Source organism: Frondihabitans sp. Leaf304 (assembly GCF_001423105.1).
Lineage (GTDB): Bacteria > Actinomycetota > Actinomycetes > Actinomycetales > Microbacteriaceae > Frondihabitans.
This window is the reverse complement of record NZ_LMNV01000002.1, coordinates 681,447-704,935: the sequence shown is the minus strand read 5'-3', so window position 1 is coordinate 704,935 and position 23,489 is coordinate 681,447. Positions and strand designations below refer to the sequence as shown.

At 67.8% G+C, this 23,489-nt stretch carries 20 protein-coding genes; 10 read left to right on the top strand and 10 right to left on the bottom strand.

Annotation, left to right across the window (positions count from 1 at the left end; genetic code table 11):
• Positions 1-114: 114 nt before the first annotated feature.
• Both rsgA and aroA read right to left on the bottom strand, forming a co-directional pair.
• Positions 115-1,164 carry a ribosome small subunit-dependent GTPase A gene (gene rsgA, locus ASF54_RS03110; RefSeq protein WP_055958693.1) on the bottom strand — a complete coding sequence of 350 codons (1,050 nt, stop codon included), beginning with the start codon at positions 1,162-1,164 and terminating at the stop codon, positions 115-117.
• 13 nt (positions 1,165-1,177) lie between these two features.
• Positions 1,178-2,608 carry a 3-phosphoshikimate 1-carboxyvinyltransferase gene (aroA, locus tag ASF54_RS03105; protein ID WP_055958691.1) on the bottom strand — a complete coding sequence of 477 codons (1,431 nt, stop codon included), beginning with the start codon at positions 2,606-2,608 and terminating at the stop codon, positions 1,178-1,180.
• 96 nt (positions 2,609-2,704) lie between these two features.
• Here aroA and ASF54_RS03100 point away from each other — a divergent pair, with 96 nt between their 5' ends.
• The 3 genes from ASF54_RS03100 to ASF54_RS03090 are packed head-to-tail and all read left to right on the top strand — an operon-like array spanning position 2,705 to position 4,091.
• Complete coding sequence (locus ASF54_RS03100) at positions 2,705-3,367, top strand: sigma-70 family RNA polymerase sigma factor (protein ID WP_200919558.1); 663 nt, start codon at positions 2,705-2,707, stop codon at positions 3,365-3,367.
• The gene (locus tag ASF54_RS03095; protein WP_055958685.1) at positions 3,364-3,603 is read left to right on the top strand and encodes an anti-sigma factor family protein; all 240 of its coding nucleotides are present in this window, start codon (positions 3,364-3,366) and stop codon (positions 3,601-3,603) included. The genes ASF54_RS03100 and ASF54_RS03095 overlap by 4 nt, the downstream gene beginning before the upstream one ends.
• A 47-nt stretch (positions 3,604-3,650) precedes the next feature.
• A complete protein-coding gene (locus ASF54_RS03090) occupies positions 3,651-4,091 on the top strand; it encodes a GNAT family N-acetyltransferase (protein WP_055958682.1) in 441 nt (146 codons plus the stop codon).
• Between the two features lie 153 nt (positions 4,092-4,244).
• On the opposite strand, the gene ASF54_RS03085 is transcribed toward ASF54_RS03090, so the two are convergent.
• Entirely contained in the window at positions 4,245-8,096 is a 3,852-nt protein-coding gene (locus tag ASF54_RS03085) for a multifunctional oxoglutarate decarboxylase/oxoglutarate dehydrogenase thiamine pyrophosphate-binding subunit/dihydrolipoyllysine-residue succinyltransferase subunit (RefSeq protein WP_084815900.1), read from the bottom strand.
• Positions 8,097-8,221: 125 nt separating this feature from the next.
• On the opposite strand from ASF54_RS03085, the gene ASF54_RS03080 reads away from it, so the two are divergent.
• The 3 genes from ASF54_RS03080 (at position 8,222) to ASF54_RS03070 (ending at position 12,247) form a co-directional block, all read left to right on the top strand.
• Positions 8,222-9,661, top strand: a complete 1,440-nt coding sequence (locus ASF54_RS03080; RefSeq protein WP_055958677.1) for a GuaB1 family IMP dehydrogenase-related protein — start codon at positions 8,222-8,224, stop codon at positions 9,659-9,661.
• Between the two features lie 184 nt (positions 9,662-9,845).
• Positions 9,846-11,210 carry a hemolysin family protein gene (locus ASF54_RS03075; RefSeq protein WP_055958674.1) on the top strand — a complete coding sequence of 455 codons (1,365 nt, stop codon included), beginning with the start codon at positions 9,846-9,848 and terminating at the stop codon, positions 11,208-11,210.
• Positions 11,207-12,247 carry a hemolysin family protein gene (locus tag ASF54_RS03070; RefSeq protein ID WP_055958672.1) on the top strand — a complete coding sequence of 347 codons (1,041 nt, stop codon included), beginning with the start codon at positions 11,207-11,209 and terminating at the stop codon, positions 12,245-12,247. Before ASF54_RS03075 ends, ASF54_RS03070 begins: the two co-directional genes overlap by 4 nt.
• A 119-nt stretch (positions 12,248-12,366) precedes the next feature.
• Here ASF54_RS03070 and ASF54_RS03065 read toward each other — a convergent pair whose 3' ends face one another.
• Positions 12,367-13,458, bottom strand: coding sequence for an NADH:flavin oxidoreductase/NADH oxidase (locus ASF54_RS03065; protein WP_055958669.1), 1,092 nt, complete (start codon positions 13,456-13,458; stop codon positions 12,367-12,369).
• A 27-nt stretch (positions 13,459-13,485) separates the two neighbouring features.
• The gene (locus ASF54_RS03060) at positions 13,486-14,136 is read right to left on the bottom strand and encodes an HAD family hydrolase (protein WP_055958666.1); all 651 of its coding nucleotides are present in this window, start codon (positions 14,134-14,136) and stop codon (positions 13,486-13,488) included.
• 53 nt (positions 14,137-14,189) lie between these two features.
• Between ASF54_RS03060 and ASF54_RS03055 the strand changes: the two genes are divergently transcribed.
• A complete protein-coding gene (locus ASF54_RS03055) occupies positions 14,190-15,026 on the top strand; it encodes an ADP-dependent NAD(P)H-hydrate dehydratase (RefSeq protein ID WP_055961933.1) in 837 nt (278 codons plus the stop codon).
• Between the two features lie 109 nt (positions 15,027-15,135).
• Here ASF54_RS03055 and ASF54_RS03050 read toward each other — a convergent pair whose 3' ends face one another.
• Complete coding sequence (locus ASF54_RS03050; RefSeq protein ID WP_055958663.1) at positions 15,136-15,825, bottom strand: YceI family protein; 690 nt, start codon at positions 15,823-15,825, stop codon at positions 15,136-15,138.
• Between the two features lie 92 nt (positions 15,826-15,917).
• Between ASF54_RS03050 and ASF54_RS03045 the strand changes: the two genes are divergently transcribed.
• The 3 genes from ASF54_RS03045 to ASF54_RS03035 all read left to right on the top strand — a co-directional run bounded on the left by ASF54_RS03045 (position 15,918) and on the right by ASF54_RS03035 (position 18,856).
• Positions 15,918-17,165, top strand: coding sequence for a glycosyltransferase 87 family protein (locus tag ASF54_RS03045; protein WP_055958660.1), 1,248 nt, complete (start codon positions 15,918-15,920; stop codon positions 17,163-17,165).
• On the top strand, positions 17,162-17,476 hold the full coding sequence (locus ASF54_RS03040; RefSeq protein ID WP_055958657.1) for a thiamine-binding protein: 315 nt from the start codon (positions 17,162-17,164) through the stop codon (positions 17,474-17,476). The genes ASF54_RS03045 and ASF54_RS03040 overlap by 4 nt, the downstream gene beginning before the upstream one ends.
• Before the next feature lie 135 nt (positions 17,477-17,611).
• Complete coding sequence (locus ASF54_RS03035) at positions 17,612-18,856, top strand: MFS transporter (RefSeq protein WP_084816125.1); 1,245 nt, start codon at positions 17,612-17,614, stop codon at positions 18,854-18,856.
• A gap of 54 nt (positions 18,857-18,910) precedes the next feature.
• On the opposite strand, the gene ASF54_RS03030 is transcribed toward ASF54_RS03035, so the two are convergent.
• From ASF54_RS03030 to metX, 4 genes are all read right to left on the bottom strand, one after another.
• Complete coding sequence (locus ASF54_RS03030; RefSeq protein WP_255410131.1) at positions 18,911-19,588, bottom strand: response regulator transcription factor; 678 nt, start codon at positions 19,586-19,588, stop codon at positions 18,911-18,913.
• Between the two features lie 80 nt (positions 19,589-19,668).
• Positions 19,669-20,925, bottom strand: a complete 1,257-nt coding sequence (locus tag ASF54_RS03025) for a hypothetical protein (RefSeq protein ID WP_157509991.1) — start codon at positions 20,923-20,925, stop codon at positions 19,669-19,671.
• Between the two features lie 25 nt (positions 20,926-20,950).
• On the bottom strand, positions 20,951-22,102 hold the full coding sequence (locus tag ASF54_RS03020) for a sensor histidine kinase (RefSeq protein WP_055958647.1): 1,152 nt from the start codon (positions 22,100-22,102) through the stop codon (positions 20,951-20,953).
• Between the two features lie 146 nt (positions 22,103-22,248).
• The gene (gene metX / locus ASF54_RS03015; RefSeq protein ID WP_055958644.1) at positions 22,249-23,454 is read right to left on the bottom strand and encodes a homoserine O-acetyltransferase MetX; all 1,206 of its coding nucleotides are present in this window, start codon (positions 23,452-23,454) and stop codon (positions 22,249-22,251) included.
• Positions 23,455-23,489: the final 35 nt, after the last annotated feature.

The following is a 23,489-nucleotide window of genomic DNA, read 5'->3' as shown; positions in this document are numbered from 1 at the left end:
GTGCGGCGGGCCCGGTTGCAGTGGGCGGGTGTTGTGAGGTGTGGGCGGGTGCTGCAGCACCCGCCCACTCTCGAGAACACCCGCCGACTCCGCCAGAACCGACCCTTGGGGCTACTACGCCCCGCGGTTGCCGAGCAGCGTCTGCAGCGATTCGAGTCGCTCCCGGCCGATGTCGCCGAGCTCGCCGGCCTCGACGCGGTCGATGATTTCCCAGTCGTGGGCCTCGGTCAGCGGAATCCCGCCCGGGGGCTCGTATCCCTCGGGGAACACCGCGTGCGACGCGAACGATCGGAGGATGTTCTCGGGGTTCACGTGGCCGAGCCCGAACGATCGCACACCGGGTGTGTCGACGATCCAGCCACCCGAGGGCACCTTGAACGACACGGTCGACGACGATGTGTGGCGCCCGCGGCCGGTCACGGTGTTCACGACGCCGACTGCCCGCTTCGAGCCGGTGAGCGCGTTGACCAGGGTCGATTTGCCGACACCGGAGTGCCCCACGGTGACCGTCACGTGATCGTCGAGAACGGAGCGGAGCGTGTCGAGCTCGGATCCCGAGAACTGGGTCGACGACGTCGTCAGGATCCTGAGATCCAGGCAAGAGAAGTGCGCGGCGAACGGCTCAGGATCCGCGAGGTCGGTTTTCGTGATCACCAGGATCGGCTCCACACCCGCATCGAATGCCGCCACGAGGTAGCGGTCGACCAGACGGGGGCGCGGCTCCGGGTCGGCGGCGGCCACGACGATGAGCATCTGGTCGGCATTGGCCACGATCACCCGCTCGACGGCGTCGGTGTCGTCGGCACTGCGGCGGAGCAGCGTCGTGCGCTCCTGCACCCGGACGATGCGTGCAAGAGAGCCCTCGGCCCCGCTCGTGTCGCCGACGACGTCGACCCGGTCGCCCGTCACGACGGCCTTCTTGCCCAGCTCGCGGGCCCGGGCAGTCGTGATCTCGCGCTCGTCCGGGGTGCCGGCGTCCATCAGCACGCCGTAGCGACCTCGATCGACAGTCCAGACGACTCCCGGAACGGCCTGGTCATAGGCCGGGCGCTGCTTCGTGCGGGGGCGGTTGGCTTTGGGGTTGGGGCGGATCCGGATCGACGACTCGTCGTACTCGGAGTACTCCTCATCGACGGGCTCGTCGCCGTCGGACCACCAGCTCACAGTCTGCAGCCCATCACAGGAACCCGAGCAGACTCGTGTCGGCCGGGGTCACGTCGACCTTCCGGCCGAGCAGCTCGACCCAGAGATCGACGAACTGCGGAAGCGTCTTCGAGACGACGCGCACGTCGTCGACTTCCACGTTCGGCACGGCGAGACCGATGATGGCGGCGGCGTGGGCCATGCGGTGGTCGCCGTAGGTCTTCCACTGGCCGGAGTGAAGCGGGGAGGGCTTGAGGTGAATGCCATCGTCGAGCTCGGTCGCGTTGCCTCCGAGCCCGTTGATCTCGGTGACGAGGGCTGCGAGGCGATCCGTCTCGTGCCCTCGCAGGTGGCCGATACCGGTGATCGTGCTGGGGCCCGAGGCGAGGGCGGCAAGAGCGACGATGGCGGGGGCCAATTCGCCACCGCGCGACAGGTCGAGTTCGATGCCCGGAAGCGAGCCGCCGCCGATGAGACCGGAGCCGCCGTCGACGGTCAGCGTGTCGCCGTCGCGGGTGACCGTGGCACCCCAAAGCGGCAGGAGTTCTTCGAGGTCGGCTCCGACCTGGGTGGTTTCGGTCGGCCAGTGCCGAATCGACACGCGGCCACCGGCGACGAGCGCGGCCACGAGGAACGGCGCAGCGTTCGACAGGTCGGGCTCGATCGTGACGTCGCGGCCGCTGATCGGCGTCGCCGGCACGGCCCAGACTCCGGGTTCGGGCGACTCGACGGCAACGCCCCGCGAGGCGAGGGCGTCGATCGTCATCTCGATGTGGGGAAGGCTCGGCAGCTTCTCGCCGGTGTGCCGCAGCGTGAGACCCGCGTCGAAGCGCGGCGCCGACAGAAGCAGGCCCGACACGAACTGACTGGAGGCGGACGCGTCGATGGCCACCTCCGACCGCTCGATTCGACCGGTGCCGTAGAGGCTGAAGGGCAGCGTGCCACGGCCGTCGTCGCTGACGTCGACCCCGAGTGCCCGCAGCGACTCGATCGTGGTGCGCATGGGGCGGCGTCGGGCGGCTTCGTCGCCGTCGAAGGTGACCGGCCCGGTGGCGAGGGCTGCGACGGGCGGAAGGAACCGCATCACAGTGCCCGCGAGTCCGCACTCGATCGACGTGCCGCCGGTCAGCTCGCCCGGCGTGACCAGAAGGTCGGGGCCGTATGGTTCGCCGTTGTCGCGCTCCTCGATGGTCACGCCGAGTGCTCGAAGGGCGTCGATCATGAGGGCCGAGTCGCGGGAGTGAAGGGGCAGGCGCAGAAGCGAAGGATCCGACGCGAGCGCCGACAGCACGAGCTCGCGATTCGTGAGTGACTTCGAGCCGGGCAGGCTCAGTGTCGAGGTCACGGGGCCGGTCGCCGACGGCGCGACCCAGAATCCCTCGTCGAGCAGCGGCTTGTCTTTCGACTCGCGATCGCTGTCGCCGTACGGGTTAAAATCGGGCTCGGAATACCTGAATACCTGCATCGGTTGTCAAGGGTAATGCACCGTGATGAAGGAGGACCCATGGCAGCTACGAGCACTCTCGATGCCCCCCGGGTCGCCGAACTAGAATTGGCTCTGATGAGCACCCCCGACGGCACCGCCGACACCAGCACCTCGCCGAGCGACACCCACGACCAGACCGTCGACGTTCGCGCCCTGTTCGAAGAGCAGGCGCTCCCGTTCATGGATCAGCTCTATGCGGCAGGCATGCGGATGACGCGCAACCCGTCTGACGCCGCCGACCTCGTGCAAGAGACCTACGTGAAGGCGTTCGCCGCGTTCGGGCAGTTCACGCAGGGCACGAATCTGAAGGCGTGGCTGTACCGGATCCTCACGAACACCTTCATCAACACGTACCGCAAGAAGCAGCGCGACCCCTACCAGGGCACGATCGACGAACTCGAAGACTGGCAGATGGGCGGCGCGACCAGCGCCACACTCAGCTCGACGTCACGCTCCGCCGAAGCAGAAGCCATCGACCACCTTCCCGACAGTGCCGTGAAAGACGCGCTGCAGAAGGTTCCCGAAGACTTCCGACTCGCGGTCTACCTGGCTGACGTCGAAGGATTCTCGTACCAAGAGATCGCCGACATCATGAAGACCCCGGTCGGCACCGTCATGAGCCGTCTGCACCGCGGTCGACGCCTGCTGCGCGAGCTCCTGGGCGACTACGCCCGCGAGCGTGGCATCGTCGTTCCCCCCTCCACCTCGAAGACCCCATCGAAAGGCAGCACAAAATGACCGACTGCGGCTGCGACAAAGCCAAGGCGGAGCTCGAGGAGTACCTGCACAACGAGCTCGCGCGCGACGACGCACACGACATCCGAGAGCACATGGCCGGCTGTGCCGACTGCTCCAGTGAATTCCACGTCAACGTGGTCATGACGGAGGCCGTGCAGCGAGCCTGCAAAGAGACGGCGCCCGAAGACCTCCGGTTGATGGTGCTGGCGAAGATCAGAGACCTCCAGGCGCACTAGTCGTTCGGGTGGCGTAACGGTGGTGCCGGATCCTGTAGTTTCGGGTCATGAACGCCACCGTGGAGACGCTCGGCACGCCCAGCACTGACGACGTCGACGACCTCGTCGCACTGATCCGTTCGCTCGGTTACTCGCTCGAGACGACCGACCTTTCGGCGAGGCTCACGCATCTCTCGCTCGAGGCGGGCCATGAGACGTGGGTGGTCCGCGATGGTGCCGGCCGGATCAGCGCCGTCGCTGGGGCGCACGTCATGTGGGCCTACAACTCCGATGCACCGACCGCGCAGCTCTTGCTCCTGGTCGTCCGGCCCGACGTGCGCCGCGACGGACTCGGGTCACAGCTGCTCACGCACTTCGAGACCTGGGCCGGATCGCACTCGGCGTCGCATCTCTCGGCGGTCTCGGCCGCTGCTACGGATTCGGCGCACCGCTTCTATCAGAAGCGCGGCTACCACGAGTCGGGCACGCGGTACACCAAGCTCGGCTGACGCCCGGGCCGCTGCCTCCCGGGTGCGGCTTGTCTGACGCCGTGGCCCGTCTCCGCATTCGAAGGAGATTTCGCTCGGCCCCGACGCGGACATCAGGATCCGACGGGGTCGCGACGCGAAATCTCCTTCAAATTCGGCAGGTGGCCGGTCGGGCTAGAGGCTCAGCGCCCGATCAACCAGCGCCGCCAGCTCGGCAGCGCTCCGCTTGGGTGAACCCGTCGCGGGGGCGGCCGACGCCGGACGCGAGGCCACGGTGATAGGCCGACCGAGCTTCGGTGCGAGCTCGAGGGCGATGAACGGCCAGGCACCCTGGTTTTCGGGCTCCTCTTGCGCGAAGACGATCTCGGCGGAGGGGTAGCGCTCGAGCACGGCCGTGATCTCGGCGAGAGGCAGCGGGTAGAGCTGCTCCAGTCGGATCAGAGCAATGTCGTCGCGCGGCACCTGACGCTTGTCGAGCTCGGCCTGGAGGTCGTAGTGGATCTTGCCCGAATGCAGCACGATGCGCTTGGTCGCCGCAGGGTTCTCGACCCGGGTGCAGTCGAGCACCGGCTCGAAACGACCGCTGGTGAACGCGTCGACATCGCTCGTAGCACCGCGCAGTCGCAACATCGCCTTCGGGGTGAAGACGACGAGCGGGCGGCGCGGTCTCGCGTAGGCCTGGCGGCGGAGGAGGTGGAAGTGCGATGCCGGAGTTGAGGGCCGGGCGATCGTCATGTTGTTCTCGGCGCAGAGCTGCAAGTAGCGCTCGATCCGGGCCGACGAGTGGTCGGGCCCCTGACCCTCGTAGCCGTGCGGCAGCAGCAGCACGACGCTCGAGCGCTGGCCCCACTTCTGCTCGGCACTGGAGATGAACTCGTCGACGATCGTCTGAGCGCCGTTCGCGAAGTCGCCGAACTGGGCCTCCCAGAGAACGAGCGCGTCGGCACGCTCGACCGAGTAGCCATACTCGAAGCCCATCGCCGCGAACTCGCTGAGCAGAGAGTCGTAGATCCAGAGCTTCGCCTGGTTGTCGGTGACGTTCTGGAGGGGGATCCACTCCTGGCCGTTCTCGCGGTCGTGGAGCACGGCGTGGCGCTGCACGAAGGTGCCGCGGCGCGTGTCTTGGCCGGCCATGCGGACGGGCGTGCCCTCGGTGAGAACCGACCCGAGTGCGAGGAGTTCGCCGAAAGCCCAGTCGATCTGGCCGCTGCGGGTCATCTCGACGCGCTTCTTCAGCAGCTGCTGGAGCTTCGGGTGCACGCTGAAGCCGCTCGGCGGGTTGTCGAAGGAATCGCCGATGGCGTGCACGAGGTCGAGGGGGATCGACGTCTCGAACTTGTCGGCGGGGGAGCCATCGCCGGCCGTGGAGTCTTCGGCCTGTTGCGCTACAGGGCGCTCGAGGTCGGCGACGGCGCCACCATCAGAGCTGACGACGGGAATCGAACCCGTCTGCGCGGCATGGGTCTCGCCGAAGGCCCGCTCCAGGCGATCCTGGAAGTCTCGGTGGGCTCCCTCGTACTCCTCCTGCGTGATATCGCCGCGACCGACCAGCGCCTCTGTGTAGAGGGTGCGGACGCTCCGCTTGTTTTCGATGAGGCTGTACATGAGCGGCTGGGTCATCGAGGGGTCGTCGCCCTCGTTGTGGCCACGGCGTCGATAGCAGATGAGGTCGATGACGACATCGCGCTTGAACTCCTGGCGGTACGCGAACGCGAGCTCGGCGACCCGGGCCACCGCCTCGGGGTCGTCGCCGTTGACGTGGAAGATCGGCGCCTGGATGGTCTTTGCGACGTCGGTCGAGTAGATCGACGAGCGACCCTCGGACGGCGAGGTCGTGAACCCGACCTGGTTGTTGATGACGATGTGGATCGTGCCACCCACGCGGTAGCCGCGGAGCTGCGACATCTGCATGGTCTCGACGACGATGCCCTGGCCGGCCATCGCCGCATCGCCGTGGACGAGGATCGGCAGAACGGCGAACGCCAGCGGCACACCGCGATCCTGCTTGGCGCGCACGATGCCCTCGAGCACTCCGTCGCCCGCCTCGAGGTGCGACGGGTTGGCCGCGATGTAGACCGGGATCGTCTTGCCGGCGGCACTCGTGAACTCGCCCTCGGTGCCCAGGTGGTATTTGACGTCGCCCGAGCCCTGCACGGTGCGCGGATCTTGCGTGCCTTCGAACTCGCGGAAGATCTGACCGTACGTCTTGCCCGCGATGTTGGTCAGGACGTTGAGACGACCGCGGTGGGCCATGCCGATCGCGACCTCCTGGAGCCCCGCAGCGGCGGCCTCCTGGATCACGGTGTCGAGCAGTGAGATGGCCGATTCGCCGCCCTCCAGGCTGAAGCGCTTTTGGCCGACGTACTTGGTCTGGAGGAAAGTCTCGAAGGCCTCGGCCTCGTTGAGCTTGCCGAGAATGCGCATCTGCTCGTCGTGGCTCGGCTTCGCGTAGGGCACCTCGATGTGCTCCTGCACCCAGCGACGTTGCGCCGGATCTTGGATGTGCATGTACTCGATGCCGATCGTGCGGCAGTACGAATCGCGGAGGACGCCGAGGATGTCGCGCAGAAGCATTCCGGCCTTGCCGCCGAAACCGCCGGTGACGAATTCGCGATCGAGATCCCAGAAGGTGAGGCCGTGACGTTCGATCTCGAGGTCGGGGTGCGTGCGCTGGCGGTATTCGAGCGGGTCGATGTCGGCCATCAGATGGCCGCGCACGCGGTAGCTGTTGATGAGCTCCTGCACTCGGGCGGTCTTGCCGACGCGCTCAGCGAGGTTGACGTTGATGTCGGAGTTCCAGTGGATCGGCGCGTACGGAATGCGCAGCGCCGAGAAGATGCCTTCGTAGAACTGTCGACCGCCGATGAGCATCTCGTGGACGATCTTGAGGAACTCGCCCGAGCCAGCGCCCTGGATCACCCGGTGGTCGTAGGTCGAAGTGAGTGTGATCGTCTTGCCGATGCCAAGTTCGACGAGCGTCTTGGAGGCGGACCCCTGGAATTCGGCGGGGTATTCGAGAGCGCCGGCGCCGATGATCGCGCCTGCGCCCTTCATGAGGCGGGGCACGCTGTGGACGGTGCCGATTCCGCCCGGGTTGGTCAGCGAGATGGTGTTGCCGGCGAAGTCGTCGGCGGTGAGCTTGTTGGCTCGGGCCTTCTTGACGATGTCTTCGTACGCGGAGAGGAACTGGGCGAAGGTGAGGGTTTCGGCCTTCTTGATGCCGGGCACGAGAAGGGCGCGTGTGCCGTCGGGCTTCGGGATGTCGATGGCAAGGCCGAGATTGATGTGAGCCGGGGTGACCACCGAGGGCTTGCCGTCGACCACGTCGTAGAAGACGTTCTGGCTCGGGAACTCTTTCAGGGCTTGTACGAGGGCCCAGCCGATGAGGTGGGTGAACGAGATCTTGCCACCGCGAGCGCGCTTGAGGTGGTTATTGATGACGATGCGGTTGTCGATCATCAGCTTGGCCGGGATCGTGCGGACGCTGGTCGCCGTCGGCACCGTGAGACTGGCGTCCATGTTCGTCGCGAGACTCTTCGACATTCCGCGAAGCGGTTGCACGAGGTTCTCGGGCTCGGGCGTCGGCTGCTCGGAGGCGGAGGGTTTCTTCGACGGGGGAGTCGGCGCCTCGGCGGGCACGGGCTTCTCTTTGGGAGCGACGGAGGTGGTGCGGGCCGGGACGCTGCGGCCGGAGGTGGTCGACGCGGGCGGAGTCGAGGTGCTCGGCGCCGGTCGGACGGGATCGGACAGGCGCGACGGGTCGAGAGCGGAGTCGGGATCGGAGACCGTCTGCGGAGCCGAGACCGGCTGGGGCACGGCATCGTCTGATGCCGACGCTGCGTCAGGTGAGTCGGGCGTCAAGGCGCCCTCGCCGGGCTTGTAGCTCTCGAGGATGGGCCACCACGTCTTGTCGACCGAATTCTTATCGACGACGTACTGCTCGTAGAGCTCGTCGACGAGCCATTCGTTGGCGCCGAACTGCTCTGCGGCGCCGTCGTCGGTCGTTCCGGTCACGTGGCTAGACACAGCCGATCGCCCACTCTCCGTTGATTGTTGATCGTTCGCAGGGCCCTCGTCGCCCGTGCAGATCAAGACTAATCGGTCGACGTTGTCCTGGGTGGGAGGCACTCACAGGGAATAGGTTGAATGCCATGAGGTTCTACGAGACCACTCCGACGCACGACCTGACGTACTCCGACGTGTTCCTCGTCCCGAGCCGATCGAGCGTCTCGTCGAGGCTCGATGTCTCGCTCGACACGGGTGATCGAACGGGTCAGACCATCCCGATCGTCTCGGCGAACATGAACTCGGTCACCGGGCACCGGCTGGCGGCGACGCTGGCCCGCCGCGGCGGTCTCGGCGTGCTTCCGCAAGACATGCACCCGCAAGATCTCGACTCGGCGATCCGCTGGGTGAAAGAGCAGCCGGTCGCCTTCGACACCCCCTACGTCATGTCTCCGGCCGACTCCGTCGAGACGGCCCGTCGAGCGCTGCCGGCAGCCGAAGGCCAGGGCATCGTTCTGCACGACTCCGACGGTTCGTTCCTCGGCTGCATCCCGGCGACGCGTCTGGCGAAAGCCTCCGACGACGCGGTGCTCGGCGATCTTCTCCACGGCCGGCTCGCCTCGCTCGACGCCGACGACATCGACGGCCCGCGCGCCGCCTTCGACCTCCTCGTGGCCGCCGACCTCGATTTCGCCCCGGTGCTTCATCAGGGGCACGTGATCGGCACCCTCAGTCGCAAGACGGCGTTGCGCTCGACCATCTATCGTCCTGCCGTGGATGCGGACGGTCGCTTGCGGGTCGCCGCCGCGGTGGGCATCAACGGTGACGTCGCCGAAAAGGCGAAGGCCCTGGTCGCGGCCGGCGTCGACGTCCTCGTGCTCGACACGGCGCACGGCCACCAAGATGGAATGCTGCGCGCGCTCAAGACAGTCGCCGCCCTCGAGCTGGGCGTTCCCCTCGTGGCGGGCAACGTCGTCACGGCGGAGGCGGTCCGTCAGCTCGTCGGAGCGGGCGCCGACATCGTCAAGGTCGGCGTCGGCCCGGGCGCCATGTGCACCACGCGAATGATGACGGCGGTCGGGCGCCCGCAGTTCTCGGCCGTGCTCGAGACCGCGGAGGCAGCCCGCGCACTCGGCGCCCATGTCTGGGCCGACGGCGGCGTGCGGTATCCCCGCGACGTCGCTCTCGCGCTGGCCGCCGGTGCCTCCAGCGTGATGATCGGCTCCTGGTTTGCCGGCACCATCGAGGCTCCCGGTGAGCTCGACACCGATGCCGACGGCCGCGTCTACAAAGAGAGCTGGGGCATGGCGTCGACGAAGGCCGTGCGATCGCGCTTCGAGCGCCTCGACCCGTACGAGCTCGCCCGCCGCACCCTCTTCGCCGAGGGCATCTCGTCGTCGCGGATCTACCTCGATCCTCTGCGCCCCTCCGTAGAAGACCTGCTCGACATGATCACGTCGGGAGTCCGGTCGTCGCTCACCTACGCGGGGGCTCGCACTCTCGCCGAGTTCTCGGAGCGCGCGCTGGTCGGCATCCAGTCGGCTGCAGGGTACGAGGAGGGCAAGGCGCTGCCGGTCAGCTGGTAGCGCGCTCCCGGCGAAAATCGCAGGATCCGGCCCCCCGGATCCTGGGCTGTGACGAATCTGGCGGATTCTCGGTTTTCGGGCACCCGCGCGTCGGTGCACGCCGATAAACTGATCGGATAATGGACGACCATCACCATAGACATTCGCCCTATCCGCCCTTCTTTCAACCGGGAGGGTCCGCTTCGTGAACGAGTGGCTTCTGCTCGGCATCGGTCTCGTCCTCACAGTGGGTACGGGCCTCTTCGTGGCGAGCGAGTTCTCGCTCGTCAATCTCGACCGCGCTGATCTCGAGGCGCGACAGGCCAAAGGGGAGAAACGCCTCGGCTCGACCATCGGTGCCCTCAAGGTCACCTCGACTCACCTCTCGAGTGCGCAGCTCGGCATCACTCTGACCACGCTCCTCACCGGTTACACGATGGAGCCGGCGATCTCGACCTTGCTCGCCGATCCGTTCCGCCAGTTCGGCGGGCCGATCGAGGTGGTCGAGGTCGTTGCCCCGATCGTCTCGATCGTGCTGGCGACCCTGCTGTCGATGATCATCGGCGAGCTCGTGCCGAAGAACTTCGCGCTGGCGCTGCCGCTCGCCACGGCGAAACTCGTGATCCCGTTTCAGGTCGCCTTCACCGCCGTCTTCCGGCCCGCCGTCGCAGTGCTGAACGGCACCGCCAACGCGATTCTCCGCGGCATGGGCATCGAACCGAAAGAGGAGCTCTCGGGGGCGCGGACCGCCGAAGAGCTCTCATCGCTCGTGCGCCGGTCGGCGTTCGAGGGAAGCCTCGACCTCGACACGGCGACGCTGCTGGCGCGCACGCTCGTCTTCAGCGACCACGACGCCTCCGACGTCATGACGCCCCGGCCGCGCGTCACCAGCGTCTCGCGCACCGACACGGCCGAGACCGTGCTCGCTGAAGCCCGCCGCACGGGCTACTCGCGCTTTCCGGTCACCGACGACGACATCGACGACATCGTCGGGCTCGTGCACGTCAAACAGGCGGTCGCCGTGCCGCGCGAGAAGCGCGGCGAGGTACCCGTGTCGGCCCTGCAGACCGAGGCGATTCGGGTGCCCGAGACGATGACTCTCGACAACCTCCTCGAAGAGGTGCGCGGCAAGGGGTACCAGATGGCGGTCGTCGTCGACGAGTACGGCGGAACAGCGGGGGTCGTCACCCTCGAAGACCTGATCGAAGAGCTGGTGGGCGAGGTGTCCGACGAGCACGATCGCTCGCGCGTCGACGTCGTGCGGTCGCGTGACTGGCTCACCTTTCCGGGCCTTCTCCGCCCCGACGAGCTTCTCGAACGAGCCTCCGTCAAGGTGCCGGAAGACGGCCCCTACGAGACCGTGGGTGGCTGGGTGATGAGCGAGCTCGGGCGCCTTCCCGCGGTCGGCGACGCCGTCGACGTCGAGGCGGGTACCTTCCGCGTCGAGCGCCTCGACGGTCGCCGCATCGACCGGATCCGCTTCACGCCGGCTGTCGACGACAGCATCGCCCGAGAGCACATTGATGCCGCCACTGCCGCGGCTTCGCGCGAAGGGCAGGTGACCCGATGAGCAGCGACTGGTGGGGAATCGTCTGGCTGGTCGTGCTGCTGCTCGGCAACGCCTTCTTCGTCGGCGCCGAATTTGCCGTCATCTCGGCGCGGCGGTCGTCGATCGAACCCAAGGCGGAGGCCGGCAACCGTGCGGCCAAGACTACGCTCTGGGCGATGGAGCACGCGACGCTCATGCTCGCGACCAGCCAGCTCGGCATCACCGTGTGCTCGCTGCTGATCCTGAACGTCTCGGAGCCCTCGATCCACCACCTGCTCGAAGGGCCGTTGCACCTGACCGGCCTCTCGACCGAGTTGGTCGACACCGTCGGTTTCATCATCACGCTGCTGCTGGTGTCGTTCCTCCACGTCGTCTTCGGCGAGATGGTGCCGAAGAACCTCTCGTTCTCGGTGCCCGACCGCGCAGCACTCCTGCTCGCCCCGCCGCTGGTGTTCGTCGGACGCATCTTCAGCGTCGTGATCCGGTCGCTGAACTGGGTGACGAACTGCATCATCAAGGCTTTCGGCGTCGAGCCGAAAGACGAGGCCACCAGCGCGTTCACCGTCGAAGAGGTGCAGACGATCGTCGCTCAGTCGCAGCGCGAGGGCGTGCTCCGCGATACGACGGGTGCGCTCACCGCCGCGTTCGAGTTCACCGAGAAGAAGGTCTCCGACGTCGCGGTGGCCCTGCCGTCGCTGGTGACGCTCGATGAGGCGGCGACGCCGGCCGAGGTCGAGCGAGCCGTGGCGCAGAGCGGATTCTCGCGGTACGTGCTCGTCAACGAGCAGTCCGAGCCGACCGGGTATCTCCACCTCAAAGACGTGATCGATCTCGCCGATGACGAGTACTCGGATCCTGTGCCTCCGAAGCGGATCCGGCAGCTGATCTCGATCTACGAGGGCACCGAACTCGAAGACGCCCTCGCGACCATGCGCCGTGCCGGAGTGCACGTCGCGCGGTCGTTCGACGAGCGGGGTACGACCCGCGGCGTGCTGTTCCTCGAAGACATCATCGAGGAGCTCATCGGCGAGGTGCAGGACGCCACCAGGCGTCGGTAGCGCGGTGTCTGCCGTGGCTGCGATCCGCGAGTGACGGCAAATGCCCCCTGCACGCGTGTGCAGGGGGCATTTCGCGTCACTCGGCGCCGCCGGCGCGGTGGGCTACGCCGGTGGGCCAGCTACGCCGGCTGCGACACGTGGAACGGTGCGCGGTGGTACTGCTGCGGGTAGTACGGCAGGTCGACGCCCAGCTCGGCCGCGACCCGGAGGGCGAAGTGCGGGTCGCGAAGGAACTCGCGGCCGACGAAGACGACGTCCGACTCACCGTCGGCGACGATCGCCTGGGCCTGATCGGCGCCGATGATCAGGCCGACCGCACCCGTCTCGACCTCGGCGTCGGCGCGGACCGACGCGGCGAGCGGCACCTGGTAGCCGAGGCCCACCGGGATCTCCGCTTTCGCGACGTTTCCGCCGGACGAGATGTCGAACAGGTCGGCACCGGCGTCGCGCGCCCAGCCCGACACGATCGCGGTCGAGGCTTCGTCCCAGCCGCCCTCGGTCCAGTCGGTGGCCGAGAAGCGGACCAGGATCGGGAAGTCGTCTCCGGTGGCGGCACGGATGCCGCGAACGGCGTCGACCACGATGCGGGCAAGGTTCTCGAGCGATCCGCCGAACTCGTCGGTGCGCTGGTTGCTGAGCGGCGAGAGGAACTCGTGCATGAGGTACCCGTGGGCGGCGTGGAGCTCAACGAAGTCGAACCCTGCCTGCTGCGATCGGACGGCACCGTCGACGAACGCCTGTACAACGCCCCGGACCTCCTCGGTCGTCAGCTCGCGGGGAACGTCGTAGCCGTCGAACGCGATCGGAGACGGGCCGACCGTCTTCCAGCCGTGCTGCGACTCGTTCAGCGTGCCGACCTGGTCGTCCCAGGTGCGAGGCGTCGAGGCCTTCCGCCCGGCATGGGCGAGCTGCACGCCGATGGCGGAGCCCTGCGAGTGAACGAAGTCGACGATTGGGCGGAACGCGTCGCGCTGCGCGTCGTTCCAGATGCCCAGGTCTTGCGGCGAGATGCGGCCCTCGGGCACGACGGCCGTCGCCTCGGTGATGATGGCGCCGGCGCCGCCGCGGGCGAACGAGCCCAGGTGCACGAGGTGCCAGGTGCTGGGCATCCCGTCGAAGTTCTCAGCCGAGTACTGGCACATGGCGGGTACCCAGAGGCGGTTGCGGAAGGTCGTTCCGCGCAGCGTGATGGGGTCGAAGAGCGAAGTCATATCTGTTTCAACGACGTCGGCCGCGGATCATTCCGGCAGGTCGAGGGGGAGCGCAGGATCCGACGCGGCCAGCCCGGTGAGGAACTCCCGGAGCGAGGCGGGCGACGTGAACACGTGCCCGGTGATGCCGAGGGCTTCGGCCGCCTCCACATTCACGCGCTTGTTGTCGACGAAGACCATCTGGCCGGGCGTGATCGCGAGCTCGCGCAGAACGGTCTCGTAGATGGAGGCGCTCGGCTTCAAGTCGTGCATCTCGGCGCTGACGAAGTGCCGGTCGAAGAGGGTGCCCACGGGGCCGAAGCGGAAGGGCGAGCCGAAGTCGAAGCCGGCGTTCGAGAGGAGGGCGAGCGGCGTGCCCCCGTCGTGCAGCTCTTCGAGGATCGCCACCGTGCCGGGCTCGGGGTGGAGCCACCCGGCGAAGTCGACCGCCCAGAGCTCGTGGATGCGCCCGAGGGTGAATTCGGTGTCGTTCTCGGCGGCGATCAGGCGCCAGTACTCGACGATCGAGAGGTCGCCCGAGTCGAGTGCGTCGCGGTGCGCGTCGTAGCTGCGCCACAGCCCCTCAGCGGCAACCCCGGCGAGGCGCTCCACTTCGGTGCGAGCCGAAGCCGGAGGCGACACGCTGATCACCTCGCCGTAGTCGAAAACGATCGTGCGGCCCGGAATCGACAAAGACATGCCAGTCACGCTAGCGGAGCCCGGTGAACACGCGACAGGCCTACCGTGGGGGAGTGACTGCATCGACCGAACCCACGTATACCCCTTGGACGCCCTCCGACGCGGGCGGCTCAATCTCGGTTCCCCGCGAGAACGACGACAAGTACAGCCGCGGCGTGCTCGGCGTCGTGACCGGCTCAGACCAGTATCCGGGCGCGGCCGTGCTTGGTGTCGATGCCGCTTTGCACACGGGCCTCGGCATGCTCCGCTACCTGGGGCCCTCCCGTGCATCCGATTTCGTGCTCCACCGGCGACCGGAGGCCGTGACGAGCCCCGGTCGCGTGCAGGCCTGGTTGCTCGGCTCGGGGATCGACCCGGCGACCCTCGACGGCGTCACGACGAACCGCTTCGCCGAGGCGGTCGCGACCGGCAACCCGATGGTGCTCGACGCGGGTGCCCTGCAGCTTCGCGAGCAGGCGACCGGGCCGATCGTCGTCACACCGCACTTCCGCGAGCTCGCCCGAGCCACCGGGCTGGAGGTCTCCGAGGTCGCCGACGACCCCGCGAACGCTGCGGCGCGGGTGGCCGACGAGTGGGGCGCGACGGTGCTCCTCAAGGGGCACCGGACGTACGTCGCCGCACCCGGCGGGGTGCGACTCGTGGCCTCGAGTGCGCCGTCCTGGCTCGCGACGGCCGGGGCGGGGGATGCGCTGGGCGGGATCCTCGGGGCTCTCGTTGCCACGCACGCCGACGAGATCGCGAGCGACTCGAATGCGCTCGCGCGATTGGCAGCGACCGCGAGTGTCGTTCACGGTCTCGCCGCCGAGCGGGCGTCGGGCGGTGGGCCGCTCACGGTGCTCGGGCTCATCGACGCACTGCCGGCGACCATTGCCGAGCTGCTCCGGGGCTGATCCGTCGTGCTGCTGAAGCGCCCGCAAATGTGAGAGCGATCCGCTCCCGCAGGCCGGCGGCGGCGGCGGCGGGTGGCGGATCGCTCTCACGCTGGCGGGTGGGCGGAGATCAGGCTGCGGGCGACGCCTTCAGCAAAAACTCCACCGAACCGGAGTCTTCGACCTTGACGAAGCCGAGGCTGGGCGCTGCGACCTTGTAGTCGGCGAAGGTGACGGGGATCGACCCGCTCACTTCGGCGCCGTCGCCCGACAGCGCCGCCTGCATTGGCACCGAGACCGTCTTGGTGACGCCGTGCATGGTGAGTTTGCCGGTGGCCGTGAACTTCGTCACGTCGCCGTCCGAGAGATCGCCGGTGTCGAGGGGTGAGGTGAGCGTGAATGTCGCGTCGGGGTGGATGTCGGTCTCGAGCGCGGAGGTGCGGAAGTACTCGTCGCGACTCGTGCTATCGGTGGCGATCGACGCGACGTCGACCGTGATGTCGGCCTTGGTGATCGAGTCGGAGTCGAAGTCGACCGTGCCGGTGACGTCGGAGGTCTTGCCGACCACGGTCACGTCGGTGCCGTTCAACACCTCGTCGACCCGGTAGCCGGCGGTACTGCCCGATCCGACGCTCCATGACCCGGTGAGGTCGGACCCGGCGAGTGCGGAGTCGCCCGGCGTGACGGACACGGTGGGCGCGGCCTCGGGCTCCCCGACGATGACATCGCGGTAGAAAGCGGGACCGGCGATGGCGACGACTCCGCCGACCACGACGACTCCCGCTGCCACACCGATGAGGACCTTGCTTCGTCTCTTCATGCCAAAACGATGACGCGTCACCCTTGCCGAGTCCTGAAAGCGTGCAGGCCGTGCAGGCTTAGCGGCACGTGTCGGTTCGCTAGCCTTCGAGGGTGACCCGCATTCGAGCCCTGCTGCCGATGGTGCTGCTCTGGGTCACGTTTCTGGCGGTGCACGCGTGGCTGTCGGTCGCCGTGTGGAACGGCCCGCACACGCCCCTGAACGACGTGTCGACCGTGTATCGCGACTGGATCCTTCGGGGTTCTCTCGGCGACGGCTGGGTCGGTGTCGACCTCGCCTGGGTGTACCCGACGGCCGCACTCGTGCCCATGCTCGCCGCAGCGGCTGCCGGCTTCGACCACTACTCGGAGGCGTGGCTCGTGCTGGTGGCGCTGCTCGACGCAATTGCCCTCGGGGTCATCGTCAGCGGCCGATCTCGGCGGCACCTCGTCGCCGGCTTCTGGTGGCTCGCCTACCTGCTGGCGCTCGGCCCGATCGCCGTCGGTCGGATCGACAGCATCACAGTGCCGCTCGCGATCGCGGGCCTGCTCGTCGCCGCTCGGCGCCCGGGGGTGGCGGGCGTTCTCCTCGCTCTGGCCACCTGGATCAAGGTCTGGCCGTTCGCCCTGATTCTGGCGGTCGTGATCGCCGAGAGACGAAGGATCCGGGTGCTCGCCGCCGCCGCCACGACGAGCCTTGCGATCGTGCTCGCCGCTGTGCTCGGCGGGGGCAACCTGGCCGGCATCGCGGGGTTCGTCGGCAAGCAGACCGGGCGCGGGCTGCAGTTGGAGGCACCGATCACCACGTTCTGGCTGTGGGCTGAGGCGCTCGGAGCCGCAGGAGTCTCGACCACGTTCGATCAGACGCTGCTCACGTACCAGGTGACGGGGCCCGGCTCAGGGTTGGCTGCCGCCGCCACGACGCCGATCATGGTGCTGGCGCTCCTGCTACTCGTCGCCCTCGGCATCGTCGCCACTCGCCGCGGGGCACCGGCCGTGATCCTGCTGCCCCCGCTCGCCCTCGCCCTGACCACGGCGTTCATCGTCACCAACAAGGTGGGGTCGCCTCAGTACGAGGCGTGGTTGGCGGCACCGGTGGTGCTCGGACTCGCGACTCTCGGCCGTCGCTTCACAGCGCCGAGCATTCTCACCGTGCTGATCGCCGGCCTCACCCAGGTCATCTACCCCTGGCAGTACGACGCCCTGGTCATGGCCCTGCCGTGGATGGTCGTCGTCGCAACCCTCCGCAACGTGCTTCTCGTGACTCTCCTCGTCGTCGCCGCGCGGGCGATCGTCGTCGCTGGCCGCCCTGGGGAGAACTTCGGCGGGGTCGGGGCGACGAATGCGAGGATGAAGCCATGATCGTCGCATTCAGCGTTTCTCCCTCCGGTGGGCCGCCCGCAGGCTCCGAGCCCGATTCCGTGCACGACGCAGTGGCTGCCGCCGTCAAGGTCGTGCGCGACTCCGGCCTGCCGAACCGCACCTCGTCGATGTTCACCGAGATCGAGGGGGAGTGGGATGAGGTGATGGCCGTCGTCAAGGCTGCGACCGAGGCCGTGGCGCCGTTCGGGCGTCGCGTCTCTCTCGTGCTGAAGGCCGACATCCGTCCGGGGCACACCGGCGAGCTCGACGGCAAGATCGAGCGACTCGAACGGGCTCTCGGCGAGGCTTAGAATCGACTGGGAGAACAACCGCTCCCGCACGACTCGACGGCGAGTTGTCGATCCCCTTTCCGACGACGAAATGGCTGTCTTCCCGTGCCTCAGATCTCACCCCGCCGGAGGCGCTTCGCGCTCCTCTCCCTCGCGATGGGCGGCTTCGGCATCGGTGCCACCGAGTTCGTCGCCATGGGGCTCCTGCCGAACATCGCTCGCGACCTCCTCCCCGGCCTCTACGCCAGCTCGGTGGAAGACGCCACCGCGCACGCCGGCATCATGATCAGCGCCTACGCGCTCGGGGTGGTGGTCGGTGCCCCGACCATCGCGGCGACGACCTCGCACCTGCCGCGCAAGAAGCTGCTGCTGATTCTGCTCGCCGCGTTCCTGGTCGGGACGATCGCGAGTGCGATTCTGCCGTCGTTCGGGCTCGTCGTGCTCGCACGCTTTGTCGCCGGGCTCCCGCACGGGGCGTACTTCGGTATCGCGTCGCTGGCTGCGGCCAATCTCATGGGCCCGGGCAATCGCGGCAAGGGCGTCGCGTTCGTCATGGCGGGTCTCACCATCTCCAACATCGTCGGCGTCCCGCTCATCACCGCGCTCGGCCAGGCAGCCGGCTGGCGGGTGGCCTACGGCGCGGTAGCCCTCATCTTCGCTCTCACCTTCTTCGCCGTGGCCCTGGCGCTGCCGCATCAGCCGGCCGCCGAGGGGGCTTCGATCCGGCGTGAGCTCAGCGCCTTCCGCCGGCCGCAGGTCTGGCTCGTGATGGGCGTCGGCGCGATCGGGTTCGGCGGATTCTTCGCCGTCTACAGCTACGTGTCGACCGCCGTCACCGAGGGTGCCGGCATGCCCGAGGGGTGGGTGCCGTTCGTGCTCGTCGCCGTGGGCGTCGGCATGACCATCGGCAACCTGCTCGGCGGCTGGGGTGCCGACACCAACCTCCGCCGAACGATCTACTTCGGCTTCGGTGGCCTCCTGGTGGCGCTGATCGGCTACGCCCTGACCAGCGAGATGCTGATCGGCATCTTCGTCTTCGCTTTCCTACTCGGCTTCTTCAGCTCGGTGATCAACCCGGCTATCCAGTCGCGCCTCATGGAGGTCTCGGGCGACGCGCAGGTGATCGGTGCAGCGCTCAACCACTCGTCGTTCAACCTCGGCAACAGCCTCGGCGCCTACCTCGGCGGGGTCGTCCTCGCAGCAGGCCTCGGCGTGGGTTCACCCGCATGGGTCGGGGCGATTCTGGCCTCGGCCGGAGTCGTGCTCGTGACGATCAGCTTCGCGGTCGATCGGCGGGGTCGGGGCAACTCGGGGTCGGGCAGCGCAGGATCCGGCGGTTCGTCGATCGGCTCCGCGGATCGTTCGCCCCGAACTCAGCCGGTGCCCGTCGCCGGCCTGTAACGACGTCGATCCACGTCTTCTCGGTCGAGAAGACGTGGATCGACAGTGTGGGTCCTAGAAGCCGGTCGGCCCGGCATCGTCGGTCTGCAGAAGGATGCCGTCTTGGATGGCGCGCTTCCGCAGGGCGACTTTGGTGCCCACGTCGAAGCCGGCGACGCGGTACTTCTCGCGGATGCGCTTGAGGTACGACTTCGCGGTCTCTTCGGAGATGCCGAGCTGGTACGCGACCGCCTTGACGGGTTCGCCACCGCCGTAGAGCGCCATGACGCGGCGCTCCTGGGCGGAGAGCTTCGGCACACCGCCGACCTCGGAGGCGTTCAAGGCGAGGTCGAGCTCGGCCGAGATGTACGACTCGCCGATCGAGGCCGTGCGGATCGCCTCGACGATCATCTCGGCGTCTTCGCTCTTGACGAGGTAGCCGAGGGCACCGGCAGCGAGTGCCTCGCGGACCACATTCGGCTCGGAGTACGTGCTCATCAGGACGGTCTTGACGCCGGCCGTCTTGAGAGTCGAGATCTTGAGAGAGATCGGGAGGTTGTCTTTGAGGTCGAGGTCGAGGAGGACGACGTCGACCGGAAACTCCGGGTGCGTGAGCAGCTCGGGCCAGGATGCGACCGCGGCGACCATGGAGATGTCGCTTGCGGCGCCGCGAATCCATTCGCTCAGGGCCCCGAGCAGCATCTTGTGATCGTCGACGAGGGCGAGACGAATTCGTCCTTCGGAGTCAGGCACTGGTTTCTCTCTTTCGATGGGTGGCTTCGGTAAGCCGCGAGGCGTAGTGACGCGCACAGGGAACACCCGGTGCGCTCATGTTAGGCGTCTGCCGGGTTCTCGACGGAACACCTGATGGCGAGCCGCAGACTGCCCTGGTGGGTTGAGGTCTGAAAGTCACCGACGCGGTTCAGGGCGTTCCAGGTGGCGGGGGTGACCCGATTGCGGCGGATGCCCGTCGAGGTGACGTCGATCGGGACGTCGATGGTGCGTCCTGCGAGAGACGCGATCGAGTTCGACGTGCCGATGGGGCCGAGGGTGAGAGTGATGCTCGTGCCGGCAGCTCGGGTGCGGCGATCACCGAGGAGGAGCCATACGGCTTGAAGGAGCCCGTCGCGCTGCTCGGGGGTCAGCAGGCCGGCGAGGGACGACGGATCAGCGAGCTTGACGGCGCGGCCCAGGTATTCGGATTCGGTGACGGCGTGATACAGCCAGGTCTCGCGTCGTCCTTCGATGAGGTGGAGGCGCAACTCGGTCGCGAGCGAAGCGGCGGTGGAGGCGACCTGCGGTTCGAGAGGGAGTGGGATGTCGCCCACGGCCACTCCGTCGAGCAGCTTCTCGGCGGCGAGGTCGAGACGGGCCAATTCGTCGCTCGCGAGCATTCCCACGGCGAACCGCGGCTGGGTGACGGTCGACTGCACGAGGACGCGGTCGAGCTCGATCTGAATCATGCCGCGGAAGCGCTGCACGGCATAGGTGGCGATGGCGGGCGGCAGGACGGCCAGGGCGATCGTGGCGACCTGCTGAGGGAACGTGACCCGGTCGATCGGCGTGGTGAGGATCACTGCGCCGACGAGGAGGAGGAACAGGGCTGCCGTGGCGATGATGAGCTCGCGGGCCGGCCGGAGGGTGATGAGGGGGAGGAGGCCGAAGCCGACCGAGATGCTGGCGGTGGCGTAGGCCCCGACGTTGTGCAGGGGCCAAATGGCGATGAAGTCGAGGACGACCACGAGGGCGAGGGCTGCGCACAGGCCGATCATCACTGGGCCGGTCAGGCGCTCGCCCTGGATGGCGACGAGGGTGACCACTCCGATGAATGCGGCGAGGTAGACGAGCCAGGCGACGATGGCGGGCGCGGCCACCGGATACGAGGAGAGGTGCACCAAGAAGAAGATCAGGCCGTAGATGGCCTGCAGGGCTGCGACGGCGGCGGCGCCCATTCCGAGATAGCCGGTGCCGAGGGTCGCACCCGCCTGCTGGGCCTGGCGCATGGAGCGAGCACCGGTGGAGGAGGTCGGAAGACCCCTGGGTGCCCTCCGGTGTCGGGGGACGCCGAGGGTGTTCTCATCGATGCTCACGCGGGGAGCCTCCGGTCGCTAGTGCTCATCGCGGTGCCTCCAAGACGACGGTTGTGCCGGCTCCGGGAGCAGAGAAGAGACGGGCGCTACCGCCGACCTCTCGCAGCCGGTTGACGACACTCTCTTTGAAGCCGAGACGCTCCTCGGAGACGCCCTCGAGCTCGAATCCGACGCCGGCGTCGGTGACCATCGCCCGGACCATCTTGTCGTCGTGGATGATCGTGACGTGCGCCTCGACGACGCCCGCGTGACGCCGGACGTTCTCGAGGCACTCGGCGAGTGCGAGGAGGAACGCGTCGAGCACGTTTGTCGGGAGGAGCACCTGACCGGTGCCGTGCCAGCTGACTTCCAGGCCCATTCGACCGAACCGCTGCTTGACCGACTCGAGTGTCTGGCCGAGGGGGCTCTCTTCGACGGTGTCGAGGTTGTAGTCACCGGAAGCCTGCGGCTGCGGTGTCGAGCCCAGGCGGAGGTGGCGAAGCAGGCGGGCGTCCTCGGCCGCCTGAGCGCGGAGAGCATCGGGCGTGACTCCGAAACCCGAGTGGGCGAGAAGGGTCAGGGTCGCGAGCACGGTGTCGTGCAAGAGCCGTGCGCCCTGGCGGCGCTGGGCCTCGGTCTCGCTTGCCTGGCGCTCGGCCCGGTGGGCGTTTCCGATCGAGTAGATGCGGCGGGCTGCACGGGGAACGCTGTTGCCGATCCAGAATCCGGCCACGAAGCAGAGGACCCAGCCGAGGAGCACGGCGGCGACCTGCACGGAGAAGATCGACTGCGTACCGATCACGACCTCGGCGACAACGACCACGGCAGCCGCGGCCGCGAGGAGCACGCGCTTGGTGCTCGAGGAGAGCAGGAGAGCGAAGGAGGCGATCGCGCCGCCGACCAAGGGGATAACGGCAGTCGCGAGAGGCCCGTCGATGCCGCCCGGCACGAGCGCGATACCCCCGGCGATCAAACCCGCAGCCATTCCCAAGACGACCCACAGCATTTTGCCGCTTCGGCCGATCATGATGAAGAAAGCGATCATCACGAGGCTGAAGAAGACGATGGCAGCTTGCCGTCTCAGGTCGGTCACGCCCGGGTAGCTCAGGGCCACCAACGAGACAACGGTTGCCGAGATCCCGAGAAAGCGGGTCGTCGTCCGGAGAAGACGATCGCGCTCCTGGGCGAAGAGATCCATTCGAGTCCAACAGTCAGAAGAGAGGGCCGCCCGAGAGGGCGCCTAGACACATCGTTCCACAGATGTCGCGCCGGGGGACGGTACAGGGGGATCGGCGCGCTGATGAAAAAGGTGTCGAGCGAGACTCATTCTGGCGGAAAGCGCGCTCATCCTTCAAGTAGGGCTCGAAGGTGGTTCCCCACCGCCTCGTTTTCGATCAAGAATCCGTCGTGGCCGAACTCGCTCGGAAGGATCACCGCCTCGCTGGCGGCCGCGCCGCGGAGGCCCTCCGCGATCAGCACCTGGTCGCGGGGTGGGAACAGCCGATCGGAGTCGATGCCGATGACGAGCGACCGGGCGGTGATCCGCGACAGGGCTCCGGTCACGCCACCGCGATCCCGTCCGATGTCGTGGCTGTTCATGGCCCGCGCGAGGCTCACGTAGCTGTTGGCGTCAAAGCGGCGAGTGAACTTGTTGCCGTGGAAATCGAGGTAGCTCGCCACCGAGAACCGACCGCTGCCGGTCAGGGGGGAGAGCTCGCTCTGCCATCCCCGGCCGAATCGGGCGTTCAGCTCGTCGGGCGAACGGTAGTTGAGCAGAGCCATCCGTCGGGCCAGCGCGAGGCCGCGGTAAGGGCCCTCGCCGTCGGCGGCCTCGTAGTAGTCGCCGCCGAGAAACCCGGGATCCATGTGGACGGCTTCGATCTGCACCGTGTTGAGTGCGATCTGGTCGGCACTCGTCGAGGCGGTGGTCGACAGCACACCGAGGCGCGCCACTCTCTCCGGCTGGCCGACGGCCCATTCGAGGGCGTGCATGCCTCCCATCGAGCCGCCGATCACGGCGTGCCAGCGATCTACGCCGAGCTCGTTGGCGAAGCGCACCTGCGCCTCGACCTGGTCTCTGACGGTGAGTCTCGGAAAACGGCTGCCCCATTCGTGACCCTCGGGGTCAAGGGAAGCCGGGCCGGTGGATCCTTGGCAGCCCCCGAGCATGTTGGGTGCTACGACGAACCAGCGGTCGGTGTCGATCGCGAGCCCCGGGCCGACGATGCCGTGCCACCAACCGGCGGTGGCGTGGCCCTCGCCCGCGGGGCCGGCGAGGTGGCTGTCACCGGTGAGAGCGTGCAGCACCAGCACGACGTTCGAGTCGTCGGTCGCCCGGGTGCCGAACGTCTCGTACGAGATGCGAGGTCGGGGGAGCGTCTCGCCGCTCTCCAGCTCGAGGTCGTCGAGAGTGACGAAGAGCCGATCGCCGACCGGATCGCCGTCTCGCCAGGCACCCGTCGCGGGTGGCTTGCCGAGCATGGTCCGGCGGGTGCGCTCCGTGATGACCCGCGAGGGCACCGTGTCTTCGGGGGTCGTCTGCCAGTCCATTTGGGTCAAGCATGACAACAAAAGGCGGCGACCGC